The sequence below is a fragment of the Pseudoxanthomonas sp. PXM02 genome (assembly GCF_014851805.1).
Classification (GTDB): domain Bacteria; phylum Pseudomonadota; class Gammaproteobacteria; order Xanthomonadales; family Xanthomonadaceae; genus Pseudoxanthomonas_A.
Map to the genome: position 1 here is coordinate 147,501 of NZ_JACVAK010000003.1, position 11,629 is coordinate 159,129.

Consider the following 11,629-nt stretch of genomic DNA (forward strand, 5'->3'; position numbering starts at 1 on the left):
AATCAAAAAAGCTATTTGACTCAATGGTTTGACGCGAAGTCTTCGCGTGTCTATGGTACGCCGATTGGGGCTTTGCCTTGGCCCCGGGGTGCAACCTTGATGCAAACTCATGGGGGCGGCAACAGCCGCAAGCAACTGTTCCGGGAGCGCCTTGGGGTGCTTCGCGATACCGCCGTGAAGCGGCATCTCCCGGAAGGGCGCTGGACGCGCCGCCACTGGATCCACGCCAGTCTGTTCACCACCATCGGTGTGCTGATGGCGACCATCGTGCCGGGCTTTTCCAGCGCGATCCAGGCGCCGGTGTCCGAGCCGCGCAATACGCTGCTGCTCGATCTGCCCGAACTGTCGGCCGAACGCCAGGCCGGTACCGCCGGCGACAGTTGGCAGGTCGTGCGGGTCAAACCCGGCCAGACCATGGGGGCGATTTTCGAGGAACTCGGCATCCCGGCCGCCACGCTGCACCGCATCCTGGACAACGCCGACGCCAAGAAGGCGCTGACGCGCCTGAAGCCGGGCACCGAGATCGCCTTCGACCTGCCGGTCACCGGCGGCCTGCGCACCCTGCGTTACGACCGCGACCCCAGCCACCGGGTAGAACTGGTCGTCGGCGCGGACAAGATCACCGAGCGCGTGGTCGCGCGCGAAACCACCACCCGCACCGTCGTACTCAGCGGCAAGGTGGGGCGGTCGTTGAACCGGTCGGCGCGCAAGGCCGGCCTGACCTCGGCCAACATCAACTCGATGACGGACGAGATCTTCAAGTACGACATCGACTTCAATTCCGACCTGGGCCCGGAAGACCGCTTCAGCGTGGTGGTCGAACAGACCTGGCGCGAAGGCGAACTGATCAGCACCGGCCCGGTGCAGGCCGCCACCTTCACCGTCGACGGCAAGCTGCATTCGGGTTTCCGTTTCGCCCGCCCGGGCGGCAAGCCCGAGTACTTCACCGCCGCCGGCCGGCCGCTGAAGAAGAACTTCATCCGCATGCCGATCGCGTATGCCCGCATGAGCTCCAAGTTCGGTGCGCGTCGCCATCCGGTGCTGGGCACGATGCGCATGCACAAGGGCGTGGACTACGCTGCCTCGACGGGCACGCCGATCATGGCGGCCGGCGACGGTCGCGTGCAGTTCGCAGGCTGGCAGGGCGGCTACGGCCGCACCGTGATCCTCGACCATGGCCGCGGCCACACCACGCTGTACGCGCACATGTCGCGCATGGGCAACATCCGGCAGGGCCAGCGCGTCGCCCAGGGCACGGTGATCGGCTATGTCGGCACCACCGGCCTGTCGACCGGTCCGCACCTGCACTACGAATTCCGCATCAACGGTGTGCACCGCAATCCGCTGTCGGTGACCATGCCGCCGCCGGAACCGCTGTCCGGCGCGCAACTCGCGGCGTATCGCACCTACACGGCCAACGCGCTGGCGCGCATCCGCACGGTCGAAGACATCATCTACGCCGATGTCGGTCCCGCCGACGAGGCCACGAAGGCGACCACGGTCGCGGCAGCCAAGCCTGCTGCCGCCAAGAAGGGCTGACCGGACCAGCGTCCGCGCATGGCGGGAAGCGAGAAAAGGCGGGACACTGTCCCGCCTTTTTCTTTGTCCGACGGTCCCGCATGACCCACGCCGCAGACGCCATCACTTCCGAGCTTTACCTGGGCCTGATGTCCGGCACCAGCGCCGACGGCATCGATGCCGCCCTTGTGCGCTTTGAAGGCGAAGGCCGCGCCCTGCGTTGCGAACTTGTCCATGGCCGCACCTTCGGCTGGGACGAAGCGCTTCGCACGCAGCTCGTCGCACTCGGCCAGGGCGCGGACAACGTGTCCCTGGATGCGCTGGGCTCGCTGGACGGCCGCATCGCGCTGGCGTTCTCGGATGCCGCGCTCGCGCTGCTGGACGAAGCCAGTGTTCCGCGTGGCCGCGTGCGGGCGATCGGCTCGCACGGCCAGACGATCCGCCATCGACCGCAGGCGGAGCCGCCGTTCACCTGGCAACTGGGCGACGGCAATGTCATCGCCGAGCGCTGTGGCATCGCCACGGTCGCCGACTTCCGGCGTCGCGATGTGGCCGCAGGTGGTCAGGGTGCGCCGCTGATGCCCGCCTTCCACGCGGCGCTGCTGGGGTCTCCGCAGGAAGACCGTGCAGTGCTCAACCTGGGCGGCATTGCCAACTTCACGCTGCTGCCCACCGTGGGCGACGTGCGCGGCTTCGATACCGGTCCGGCGAACGCGCTGATGGATGCCTGGTGCGAGCGACACACCGGGCGCGCCTACGATGCCGACGGCGCCTTTGCCGCCAGCGGCCAGACGAGCGCGGCATTACTGGCGAAGCTGCTGGCCGACCCCTGGTTCGCGCTGCCGCCACCGAAAAGCACGGGGCGCGAGCACTTCCACCTGGACTGGCTGCAGGCACGCGTGGAGGGCGATACGCCATCGCCTGCCGACGTGCAAGCCACGCTGCTCGATCTCACCGCACGCACGGTCGCCGATGCGCTGCAGATGACCCAACCCGAGACGCGCCGTGTACTGGTCTGCGGCGGTGGCGTGCGGAATCCGGTGCTGATGGCGCGCCTGGCGGCCTACCTGCCGCAGGCGGTAGTGGAATCGACCGCCGCGCACGGGCTGGATCCGGATTACGTGGAAGCGATGGGTTTTGCCTGGCTGGCGCGCGAAACGCTGGCCGGCCGCCCCGGCAACCTGCCTGCCGTCACCGGCGCGTCGGGGCGCCGCGTGCTCGGCACGGTGTATCCGGCCTAGAAGCCCTTGCCGGGCGGAACGTCCTTGAGTGCGCTGATGGCCTCGGCGAGTGCATTGACCTCGCGATCATCGAAGCCGCCGCGGACTTCGGCCTCGCACACGAACAGACCCTGTTCCAGCAGGTTGAAGATGGTGTCGTGGATCGGCCAGCCCCGCGCGTGCGAGACGCGCCGGATGCGCTCGGCCAGGATCGGGTCCACGTCCTTCAGCACGATGTCGGTCATTGCTGCGCCCCTAACACGCCCCGCCGAGAACTGTAACGCACACCGGAGGCAGCATCCGCTACCCGGCCACTGAAGGTCGCGCGCGCAGCTGGCGCGCCAACCAGAGGCACAGCAACAGCGCCGGCAGGCCTGCGAGTGCCGTACCAAGGAAGAACAAGGCATACCCCTCTATCAAGGTACGGCCCACCGCCAGATACTCGACGGCGACACCTGAGAAACCTTTCAGCATCTTCCCGAGCAAGGCATAGAACGAACTGAGCAGCGCATATTGGGTCGCGGTGTAGCCGATGCTGGTCAGGCTGGACATGTAGGCGACCAGCGCGGTGCCCGCAAAGCCCGTGGCGAAGCCGTCGATCGCCATCGCCGAGACAAAGACGGTCGGATCGCCGTGGGTATAAGCCACCCAGCTGAAAGCCGCGTTGGAGCCGGGCCCCAGGATGGCGCCGGCGAGCAGGGTCGGCGCGAATCCGAAGCGCACGGCGCTGATACCCGCCGCGGCGATGCCGATGAGCGATGAGATCAATCCCACCGACGCCCGCACTTCACCCACGAACTCCTTGCTCAGGCCGATGTCCGCGTAGAACGGGTTGTTCATCGGGCCCATCACGAAATCGGGCAGCCGGTAGAGACTGATCGCCGCGAGCATCAGCAACGCCCACTTGCCGTGCGCCCTGAAGAACGCGATGAAGGGTCCGATGATCGCGTCCCAGAGACCCGAAAGCGTCCAGAGGGATTCGGAATGCGTCGCGGACGCCAACTGGGTGGCCGCCGGCTCGCGCGCCAGGAACAGAGCCGAGAACATGCCAACGCCCATCAGCGCCGCCATCATCCAGTACGACATGGCCCAGCCCACGTAGGTGGCCAGGATCAGGATCAGTGCGTCTGTCACCAGCAGGGCGGTACGGTAGCCGAACTGGGTGCCCGAGGTCAGCAGGCCCAGTTCTTCCGTGTTGTTGGCGATCTCGATGCGCCAGGCATCGATCACGATGTCCTGCGTGGCCGAGGCGAACGCGGCAATCAACGCAAGCACGGCGAAGGTCACCAGTCCGCCCTGCGGCTGCACGATGGCCATGCCGGCCAGACCGCCGGCCACCACGATCTGCGACAACAGCATCCAGCCGCGGCGACGTCCCAGTCGCCCCAGCAGCGGCACGTCGGTCTTGTCGATGATCGGCGCCCAGAGGAACTTGAGCGTGTACGCCAGGCCCACCCAGGACAGGAACCCGATCGCCGACAGCTCACTGCCGTTCTCGCGCATCCAGTAGCCCATGGTGTTGCCCACCAGGTACAGCGGCAGGCCCGACGAGAACCCCAGCAGCAACATCGCCAGTACCTTGGGCTGGCGCAGGTTGAGAAGGACGTTCTGCCAGGGCTTGCGGGACGGCGGCGCGGCACTCGAGGTCATCAGGTGTAGTCCACCGTGAAAGGGGCATGGTCGGAGAAGCGCTGCTCGCGGTAGATCGAACAGGCCTTCAGGCGATCCCGCAGCGACGGGGTGACAAACTGGTAGTCGATCCGCCATCCCACGTTGTTGGCGCGCGCCGCGCCGCGGTTGCTCCACCAGGTGTAGTCCTGCCCTTCCGGATGCAGCACGCGGTAGACATCGACCCAGCCACCGTCATCCACGCACATCCCGTTCAGCCAGTCGCGCTCGGGCGGCAGGCAGCCGGAGTTCTTCTGGTTGCTGGTCCAGTTCTTGATGTCGAGGCGGCTGCGCACGATGTTCCAGTCGCCGCACAGCACGTAATGCCGCCCGCTGCGGCGCCACTCGTCCAGCACCGGCGCCAGCCAGTCCATGACCTTGAACTTGAAGCCCTGGCGCTCATCGCCCGACGATCCGGACGGAATATAGAAGGACACCACGCTCAGGTTGCCGAAGCGCGCCTCGATGTAGCGGCCCTCCTCGTCGAACTCCGGCCAGCCCAGCGCCGTGCGGACCTCGTCGGGCTCGCGCCTGGCGTAGATCGCCACACCGCTGTAGCCCTTCTTGGTGGTGGCGTCGCGGAACCAGGCCTTGTAGCCGGCCGGCAGGAATTCGGGACCGGCCAGCTGGTGTTCCTGCGCCTTGGTCTCCTGCACGCACAGCACGTCGGCGTCCTGCGCGGTGAACCAGTCGAAGAAGCCCTTGGTGGCGGCCGAGCGCAGGCCGTTGGCGTTGAAGCTGATGATGCGCATGTGCTCGTCGTTCGTCGGAAACCGGGCAAGCGTACCCGAACCGGCGCGCCCATCGCGCGACGTCGACCGAGGGGCGGTTATCCTGTCCTCCGACCTGTTCAGCCCCATGCCGCCCATGACCGATCACCGCGCCCGCTTCCTCCAGATCGCCCTGCACGCGCAGGCCCTGCGCTTCGGCCAGTTCACCCTGAAATCGGGACGGCAGAGTCCGTACTTCTTCAATGCGGGCCGCTTCGACAGTGGTGCGCGGCTGGCGGGCCTGGCCGCGTGCTATGCCGATGCGGTGGAAGAGGCAGGCGTCGAGTTCGACCTGCTGTTCGGGCCCGCCTACAAGGGCATTCCATTGGCGACCGCGGTGGCCTGCGAGTTCGCCCGACGCGGCCGTGACCTGCCGGTCGCCTTCAACCGCAAGGAAGCCAAGGACCATGGCGAGGGCGGGCTGCTGATCGGCGCGCCGCTGGAGGATCGTCGCGTGCTGATCGTCGACGACGTGATCACCGCCGGCACCGCCATCCGCGAAGCGCTGGGCCTGATCCGCGCCGGTGGCGGCACGCCGGCCGGCATCGTGGTGGCACTCGACCGGCAGGAAGTGCTGGGCGAACCGGGTACCGGCGGTGTGCGCCGCTCCGCCGCGCAGACGGTCGCCGAAGAAACCGGCGTCCCGGTGATCGCCGTGGCCAGCCTGCACGACCTGCTTGCATTTGCCGGCGAAAGCGCCGACCTTGTCCGCCATCGCGACGACCTGCTGGCCTACCGGGCCCGCTACGGCAGCGCGAGCCAGGACTGACGCAGCAGGGGGCTGCCATGACCGTCCGCACCTACACCACTCTCGCCGCCGCGCTTTCCGTGCTTGTGGCATACCATGCGTTCGCCCAGGGCAACAAGGGCAAGCCAGCCGCTGCGCCGACCGCGAAGAAGCTCTTCTGCTGGGAAGAGAAGGGCCAACGCGTCTGCAGCGACGCCCTCCCCGCCGATGCCGTGAATGTCGCGCGTGACGAGATCAGCGCGACCAGCGGCCTGCGCACCGGCGGCGTGGATCGCGCCATGACCGAGGAGGAGCGTGCGCAGGCCGCCATCGCCGCGCAGCAGGCACAGATCGATGCCGCCGCCGCGGACATGCGCCGCCGCACTGACGCGGCGATGCTGCTCTCGTATCGCAGCGAAGACGAACTGCGCCGCGTGTTCGACGAGCGGACGGCCATCGTCGACAACAACGTGCGCACCGCCAGCTACAACACGGTCAGCCTGCGCGACGGCCTCATCAGCCTGCTCCAGACCGCGGGCGACAACGAGCTGGCGGGCCGTCCCGTCCGCAAGGAAGTGGCCGCGTCCATCCACCAGCGCCATGCGGAACTGGTCCGTACGCGCCGCCTGCAGCAGAGCTTCGAGAAGCAGCGCGCGGAACTGGACGTGGAGATCGCCGATATCCTGCAGCGCTTCCGCGCGATGAAGGGCGTCTCGCCGGAGCAGGCGGAAGAAGCCGCGCTGAAGTCCGCCACCACGCCGGAAGCGCCCGCACCCGTCCGCAAGTAGGCTGCTGCCTGCGCCGGAAAACGAAAACGCCGGGCATTGCCCGGCGTTTTCTTGTCCGTCATCGGACTGCGATCAGAACGTCATCTTCAGTTCCGGTGCCAGCGCCTGCAGGCGGGAACGGAACTCGTCCTTGATGCGCTCCAGCGCCGCCGTATTGTCGGCCTCGAAGCGCAGCACCAGGATCGGTGTGGTGTTGGAGGCCCGCACCAGGCCCCAGCCGTCGTCCCAGTCCGCTCGCAGGCCGTCGATCGTGGACAGGCGCGCGCCTTCGAACTCGACCCCGTCGACGAACCGCTCGACGATGGCATGTGGCGTGCCTTCCACCACGTCGACCTTGATCTCCGGCGTCGACACGCCATCGGGCAACTCGGCCAGCACCTCGGACGGCGTTTCCGTGCGGTTGGCCAGGATCTCCAGCAGGCGCGCGGCGGAGTACAGGCCGTCGTCGAACCCGTACCAGCGCTCCTGGAAGAAGAAGTGGCCACTCATCTCGCCCGCCAGTTCCGCGCCGCTTTCGCGCATCTTGGCCTTGATCAGCGAATGGCCGGTCTTCCACATCATCGGCGTGCCGCCATGGCGCAGCACCCAGCCCTGCATCTTTCCGGTGCACTTCACGTCGTAGATGATCAGCGCGCCCGGATTGCGCTCCAGCACGTCCGCTGCGAACAGCATCAGCAGGCGGTCGGGGAAGATGATCGCGCCTTCCTTGGTCACCACGCCGAGGCGGTCGCCGTCGCCATCGAACGCCAGGCCGATGTCGGCATCGAAGCGCTTCACCGTCTGGATCAGGTCTTCCAGATTGTGCGGTTCACTCGGGTCCGGATGGTGGTTCGGGAACGTACCATCGACCTCGCAGTACAGCGGAATCACGTCGGCGCCGATGGCTTCCAGCAGTTGCGGCGCGATGTCGCCCGCGACGCCGTTGCCCGCGTCCACCACGACCTTCAGCGGACGCTCGAGCTGCACGTCATCGGCGATGCGCTGGATGTAGTCGGCGGCGATGTCGCGCTGCTGCAGGTCGCCCGGGATGCCGGCCACGTACAGGCGGTTGTCGCGGATGCGCTCGTACAGGTCGGTGATGGCGTCGCCCGACAGGGTCTGTCCACCGACCACGATCTTGAAGCCGTTGTAGTCCGGCGGATTGTGGCTGCCGGTCACCGCCACGCAGCTGCCGGCGCGCAGGTGGTAGGCGCCGAAGTAGGCCACCGGCGTCGGCGCCAGGCCGATGTCGATGACGTTGCGGCCCGCCTTGCGCAGGCCCTCGATCAATCCGCCGACCAGGTCCGGGCCGGACAGGCGGCCATCGCGGCCGACGACGATGTCCGGCAGGTCTTCGTCGCGCATCACCGAGCCGATGGCCAGACCGATCAGTTCGGCGACCTCCACGCTCAGCGACTTCCCGACGATGCCGCGGATGTCGTACGCGCGGAAGATGCCAGGATCCACGTCCACCGCCTTGCCGTCGGCCTGGCGGTAGGCATCCTGTTCGCCCTCCTCTGTCGCCACGACGGCGCGGCCGGTGGTCGCAGGCGGCGGATCGCGCAGCAGCGCTTCACCCAGGGTGGGTTCCTCTGCGTCATGCGCCTCACCGCCGTCCGCGCCCCGGCGTCCCGGGCGGAGGCCGCCCCGTGCAACCAGCACGGCCGCTATGGCCAGGCCTGCCAGCAGCGCGGCCACCACGAGGGCCGGCATTGCGCCCAGGCCCAGCGGGCCGGATTCGCTGTCGGGCACCGCCGTCGCCACGCGCAGACCGGTCTTGCCAACCGCATGCGCCATGCGCTCGGCACCGTCTTCCAGTCGGCTGTTGCCGCGCTGCTTGATCGAATAGCCGCCCTGGCGCAATGCCAGGTAGCCGCCGGCCGGCATCGCCACGCCGTCGAAGCCCTGCGTCAGACGCGCCAACGGCAGGCGCACGTACAGCACGCCCTGGGGCACCGCCGCGGCCAGCCCGAACGAGGCCTGCTTGCCGTCTCTCACCACACGCGTCGCCACGGCGTCGCCCTGCATCCCGGCCTCCAGCAAGGCGAGCTTGCTGTAGCCGAAGGCGGCGGCATCGTCGTACGCCGCGGTCAATGCGCCATCCAGGATTTCGACCTGCTCGACGCCGGTCCAGCCCTCGCGGATGGCGGCAATGGCAACGGCGGTGTCGTTTGCCGCCAGCGCCGCCTTGACCGGCGCGGACGCCAGACGCTGCTCCAGCTGCTTCACCTGGGCCGCATGACTCGCCAATACAGCGTCAACGGCGTTGTCGCGCGCCTGCTCGGTCTGTTCAAGCAGACCGGCATCGCGCCACTGGCGGATGCCGCTCCAGGCCATCAGTCCGGCCAGCAGCGCGAGCAGTACCGCCAGTTTCGGCAGCGCACTGCGCAGATCGCCCACGGCCATGCGTGCGCGGCTCTCGTTCGTCGTGTCCATCGGCTTGTCCCCTGTCATCGCACGCCGGTGTGGCCAAAGCCACCCGTCCCCCGTGCGCTGTCGGCGAAAGTATCCACCACTTGCAGGCTCACGCGCACGACCGGCAGCACCATGACCTGGGCGATGCGATCGCCGGGCTGGATGGTGAAGGCCTCGTGTCCGCGGTTCCACACACTGATCAGCAGCGGTCCCTGGTAGTCGGCATCAATCAGGCCGGTGCCATTGCCCAGCACGATGCCGTGGCGATGGCCCAGTCCGGAACGCGGCAGCACCACGGCGCACAACGCCGGGTCGCCCAGGTGCAGGGCGATACCGCTGGGCACCAGCGCCGCATCGCCCGGCTCCAGCACCAGTGGTGCTTCCAGGGCCGCGCGCAGGTCCATGCCGGCGCTGGCCTTGGTGGCGTAAGCCGGCAGCGGCCATTCGTCGCCGAAGCGGGGGTCCAGCAGCTTCACTTCCACTGCGCGGGATGCGCTCATGCGTTCAGTCGCTCCACGATCAGGTCGATCAGTTCATCGGCAAGCCGCGTCTTGGGGGCGGAAGCGAAACTGCGCTCGCCGTCCTTCCAGTAGGCGGTCATCGCGTTCTGGTCACTCTCGAAGCCGCCATCGGCGATGCCGACGCGGTTGGCCACGATCATGTCCAGCCGCTTGGCCTCCAGCTTCTTGCGCGCGTATTCGGCCACGTTGTTGGTCTCGGCGGCGAAGCCGACCACCAGTTTCAGCGCCTGCGTCTGCGCGGCGACCTCGGCCAGGATGTCGGGGGTGCGCACCAGGTCCAGCGCCAGCGATTCGCTGGACTTCTTGATCTTGTTGGCGGCGGGCTCCCGCGGGGTGTAGTCCGCCACGGCGGCAGCACCGATATAGATGTCGGCCGGCAGCGAGGCGAACACGGCATCATGCATCTGCGCGGCGGAACGCACGTCCACGCGGGTCACGCCCGCCGGCGTCGGCAGGTGCACGGGGCCGGCAACCAGGGTGACGGCGGCGCCGCGCCTGACGGCGCTGGCGGCCACGGCGAAGCCCATCTTGCCGCTGCTGCGGTTGCCCAGATAACGGACAGGGTCCAGATCCTCGTAGGTCGGACCGGCGCTGACCACGACCTTCAGGCCGGCAAGATCCTGCGGCACAGCGGCCGTGGACCGGCCTGCCAGCGCGGCGACGATTTCGTCCGGCTCGGCCAATCGACCGGGGCCGGACTCGCCCTCGGCGAGCGGACCATCGTTCGGACCCACGACCTGCACGTCGCGGCCCCGCAGCGTCGCCAGATTGGCCTGCGTGGCAGGGTGCTGCCACATGCGATGGTTCATCGCCGGCGCGATGGTGATCGGCGCCGTGGTGGCCAGGCACAGCGTGGTCACCAGATCGTCGGCCAGGCCGTGCGCCAGTCGCGCCATCAGGTCGGCAGTAGCCGGCGCGACGACAACGCGGTCGGCCCAGCGCGCCAGTTCGATATGGCCCATCGCCTGTTCGGCGGCGCTATCCCACAAGGTGGTGCGCGTGGGCTGACCGGATAGCGCCTGGAAACTTAGCGGGGTCACGAACTGCTGCGCGCCCGCGGTCATGGCGACCTGCACCTGCGCCCCTGCGTCGCGCAGACGGCGCACCAGTTCCAGCGCCTTGTAGGCGGCAATCCCGCCTCCCACGCACAGCAGCACGCGTTGTCCCGCCAGACCCTGCGTCTTGTCCGATCCACTCACGTCGGCTCATTCCTACGTCGAAACAGGCGATTAGCTTACCCGAACGCCCCGTGACGCCCGATGCATGCGGCGGGGGCGCCGGCCGATCCTGTGCCCATGCACATACGCGACTGGCCTACCGACGAACGCCCCCGCGAAAAGCTCCTGGCCCGCGGACCGGCCAACCTCAGCGATGCGGAGTTGCTGGCCATCTTCCTGGGTTCCGGCCTGCGCGGGCGTGATGCCGTCGGCACTGCGCGCGAACTGCTCGCCCGGCATGGCCCCCTGCGCGCGTTGCTGGAGCGTCCACCCGCCGAACTCATCGCGTTGCCCGGTCTGGGGCCGGCACGCGCCAGCGCCCTCGCCGCGGCGCTGGAGCTCGGCACCCGCTTGTTGCATGCCTCGCTCGAACGCGGCGACTCGATCGGAGATCCCGACGCCGCCGGCCGCTACTTCGCCCAGCGCCTGCGCGGGCGACCCCACGAAGTCTTCGCCGCCCTGTTCCTCGATACCCGCCATCGCGTGCTCGCGTTCGAAGAACTGTTCCAGGGCTCCGTGGACAGCGCGGAGGTACACCCGCGTGAAGTCGCGCGACGCGCACTGGCAGTGAACGCCACCGCGTTGATCGTGGGCCACAACCATCCGTCCGGGTGCAGCGAGCCGTCCGCCGCCGACCGCGCGGTGACCCAGCGCCTGAAACAGGCACTGGCACTGGTGGACGTGCGCCTGCTGGACCACTTCGTCATCGGGGATGGGCCGCCGCAGTCGATGGCCGCGCGCGGCTGGGTGTGATGCGGCGCCTCGCTGAACCGCGCCGATCCCACGCAGGGGCCGGGAAAACTTAG

11 protein-coding genes are annotated in these 11,629 nt (G+C 68.3%); 5 read left to right on the top strand and 6 right to left on the bottom strand.

Translation table 11 applies throughout. The annotated features are described in order from the left end of the window. Positions 1–99: 99 nt before the first annotated feature. On the top strand, positions 100–1,539 hold the full coding sequence (locus IB225_RS14740; RefSeq protein ID WP_192312014.1) for a peptidoglycan DD-metalloendopeptidase family protein: 1,440 nt from the start codon (positions 100–102) through the stop codon (positions 1,537–1,539). An 80-nt stretch (positions 1,540–1,619) separates the two neighbouring features. Next, complete coding sequence (locus IB225_RS14745; RefSeq protein ID WP_192312015.1) at positions 1,620–2,759, top strand: anhydro-N-acetylmuramic acid kinase; 1,140 nt, start codon at positions 1,620–1,622, stop codon at positions 2,757–2,759. On the opposite strand, the gene IB225_RS14750 is transcribed toward IB225_RS14745, so the two are convergent. Genes IB225_RS14750 through IB225_RS14760 form a run of 3 tightly spaced genes read right to left on the bottom strand, consistent with a single transcriptional unit; the run spans position 2,756 to position 5,158 of the window. Continuing rightward, complete coding sequence (locus tag IB225_RS14750) at positions 2,756–2,983, bottom strand: hypothetical protein (protein ID WP_192312016.1); 228 nt, start codon at positions 2,981–2,983, stop codon at positions 2,756–2,758. The genes IB225_RS14745 and IB225_RS14750 overlap by 4 nt on opposite strands. Before the next feature lie 58 nt (positions 2,984–3,041). Then, complete coding sequence (locus IB225_RS14755) at positions 3,042–4,388, bottom strand: MFS transporter (RefSeq protein ID WP_192312017.1); 1,347 nt, start codon at positions 4,386–4,388, stop codon at positions 3,042–3,044. Beyond that, complete coding sequence (locus IB225_RS14760) at positions 4,388–5,158, bottom strand: exodeoxyribonuclease III (RefSeq protein ID WP_192312018.1); 771 nt, start codon at positions 5,156–5,158, stop codon at positions 4,388–4,390. The genes IB225_RS14755 and IB225_RS14760 overlap by 1 nt, the downstream gene beginning before the upstream one ends. A gap of 115 nt (positions 5,159–5,273) precedes the next feature. Between IB225_RS14760 and pyrE the strand changes: the two genes are divergently transcribed. Then, positions 5,274–5,945, top strand: coding sequence for an orotate phosphoribosyltransferase (gene pyrE / locus IB225_RS14765; protein ID WP_192312019.1), 672 nt, complete (start codon positions 5,274–5,276; stop codon positions 5,943–5,945). Positions 5,946–5,962: 17 nt separating this feature from the next. Further along, complete coding sequence (locus tag IB225_RS14770; RefSeq protein WP_225583898.1) at positions 5,963–6,691, top strand: hypothetical protein; 729 nt, start codon at positions 5,963–5,965, stop codon at positions 6,689–6,691. Positions 6,692–6,763: 72 nt separating this feature from the next. Here IB225_RS14770 and IB225_RS14775 read toward each other — a convergent pair whose 3' ends face one another. From IB225_RS14775 to coaBC, 3 genes are read right to left on the bottom strand one after another with little or no spacing between them, the layout of a single operon-like run. Beyond that, the gene (locus IB225_RS14775; RefSeq protein ID WP_192312020.1) at positions 6,764–9,106 is read right to left on the bottom strand and encodes a phosphomannomutase/phosphoglucomutase; all 2,343 of its coding nucleotides are present in this window, start codon (positions 9,104–9,106) and stop codon (positions 6,764–6,766) included. Between the two features lie 14 nt (positions 9,107–9,120). Beyond that, positions 9,121–9,585 carry a dUTP diphosphatase gene (dut, locus tag IB225_RS14780; protein ID WP_192312021.1) on the bottom strand — a complete coding sequence of 155 codons (465 nt, stop codon included), beginning with the start codon at positions 9,583–9,585 and terminating at the stop codon, positions 9,121–9,123. Next, complete coding sequence (gene coaBC / locus IB225_RS14785; RefSeq protein WP_192312022.1) at positions 9,582–10,805, bottom strand: bifunctional phosphopantothenoylcysteine decarboxylase/phosphopantothenate--cysteine ligase CoaBC; 1,224 nt, start codon at positions 10,803–10,805, stop codon at positions 9,582–9,584. The genes dut and coaBC overlap by 4 nt, the downstream gene beginning before the upstream one ends. Positions 10,806–10,901: 96 nt before the next feature. On the opposite strand from coaBC, the gene radC reads away from it, so the two are divergent. Then, positions 10,902–11,576, top strand: coding sequence for a DNA repair protein RadC (gene radC, locus IB225_RS14790; RefSeq protein WP_192312023.1), 675 nt, complete (start codon positions 10,902–10,904; stop codon positions 11,574–11,576). Positions 11,577–11,629 lie beyond the last annotated feature (53 nt).

What these genes read in the sequence shown, in the direction of transcription:
- IB225_RS14740 (WP_192312014.1), top strand. Translation starts at nt 100, where the DNA reads ATGCAAACTCATGGGGGCGGCAACAGCCGCAAGCAACTGTTCCGGGAG.
- IB225_RS14745 (WP_192312015.1), top strand. Translation starts at nt 1,620, where the DNA reads ATGACCCACGCCGCAGACGCCATCACTTCCGAGCTTTACCTGGGCCTG.
- IB225_RS14750 (WP_192312016.1), bottom strand. Translation starts at nt 2,983, where the DNA reads ATGACCGACATCGTGCTGAAGGACGTGGACCCGATCCTGGCCGAGCGC.
- IB225_RS14755 (WP_192312017.1), bottom strand. Translation starts at nt 4,388, where the DNA reads ATGACCTCGAGTGCCGCGCCGCCGTCCCGCAAGCCCTGGCAGAACGTC.
- IB225_RS14760 (WP_192312018.1), bottom strand. Translation starts at nt 5,158, where the DNA reads ATGCGCATCATCAGCTTCAACGCCAACGGCCTGCGCTCGGCCGCCACC.
- pyrE (WP_192312019.1), top strand. Translation starts at nt 5,274, where the DNA reads ATGACCGATCACCGCGCCCGCTTCCTCCAGATCGCCCTGCACGCGCAG.
- IB225_RS14770 (WP_225583898.1), top strand. Translation starts at nt 5,963, where the DNA reads ATGACCGTCCGCACCTACACCACTCTCGCCGCCGCGCTTTCCGTGCTT.
- IB225_RS14775 (WP_192312020.1), bottom strand. Translation starts at nt 9,106, where the DNA reads ATGGACACGACGAACGAGAGCCGCGCACGCATGGCCGTGGGCGATCTG.
- dut (WP_192312021.1), bottom strand. Translation starts at nt 9,585, where the DNA reads ATGAGCGCATCCCGCGCAGTGGAAGTGAAGCTGCTGGACCCCCGCTTC.
- radC (WP_192312023.1), top strand. Translation starts at nt 10,902, where the DNA reads ATGCACATACGCGACTGGCCTACCGACGAACGCCCCCGCGAAAAGCTC.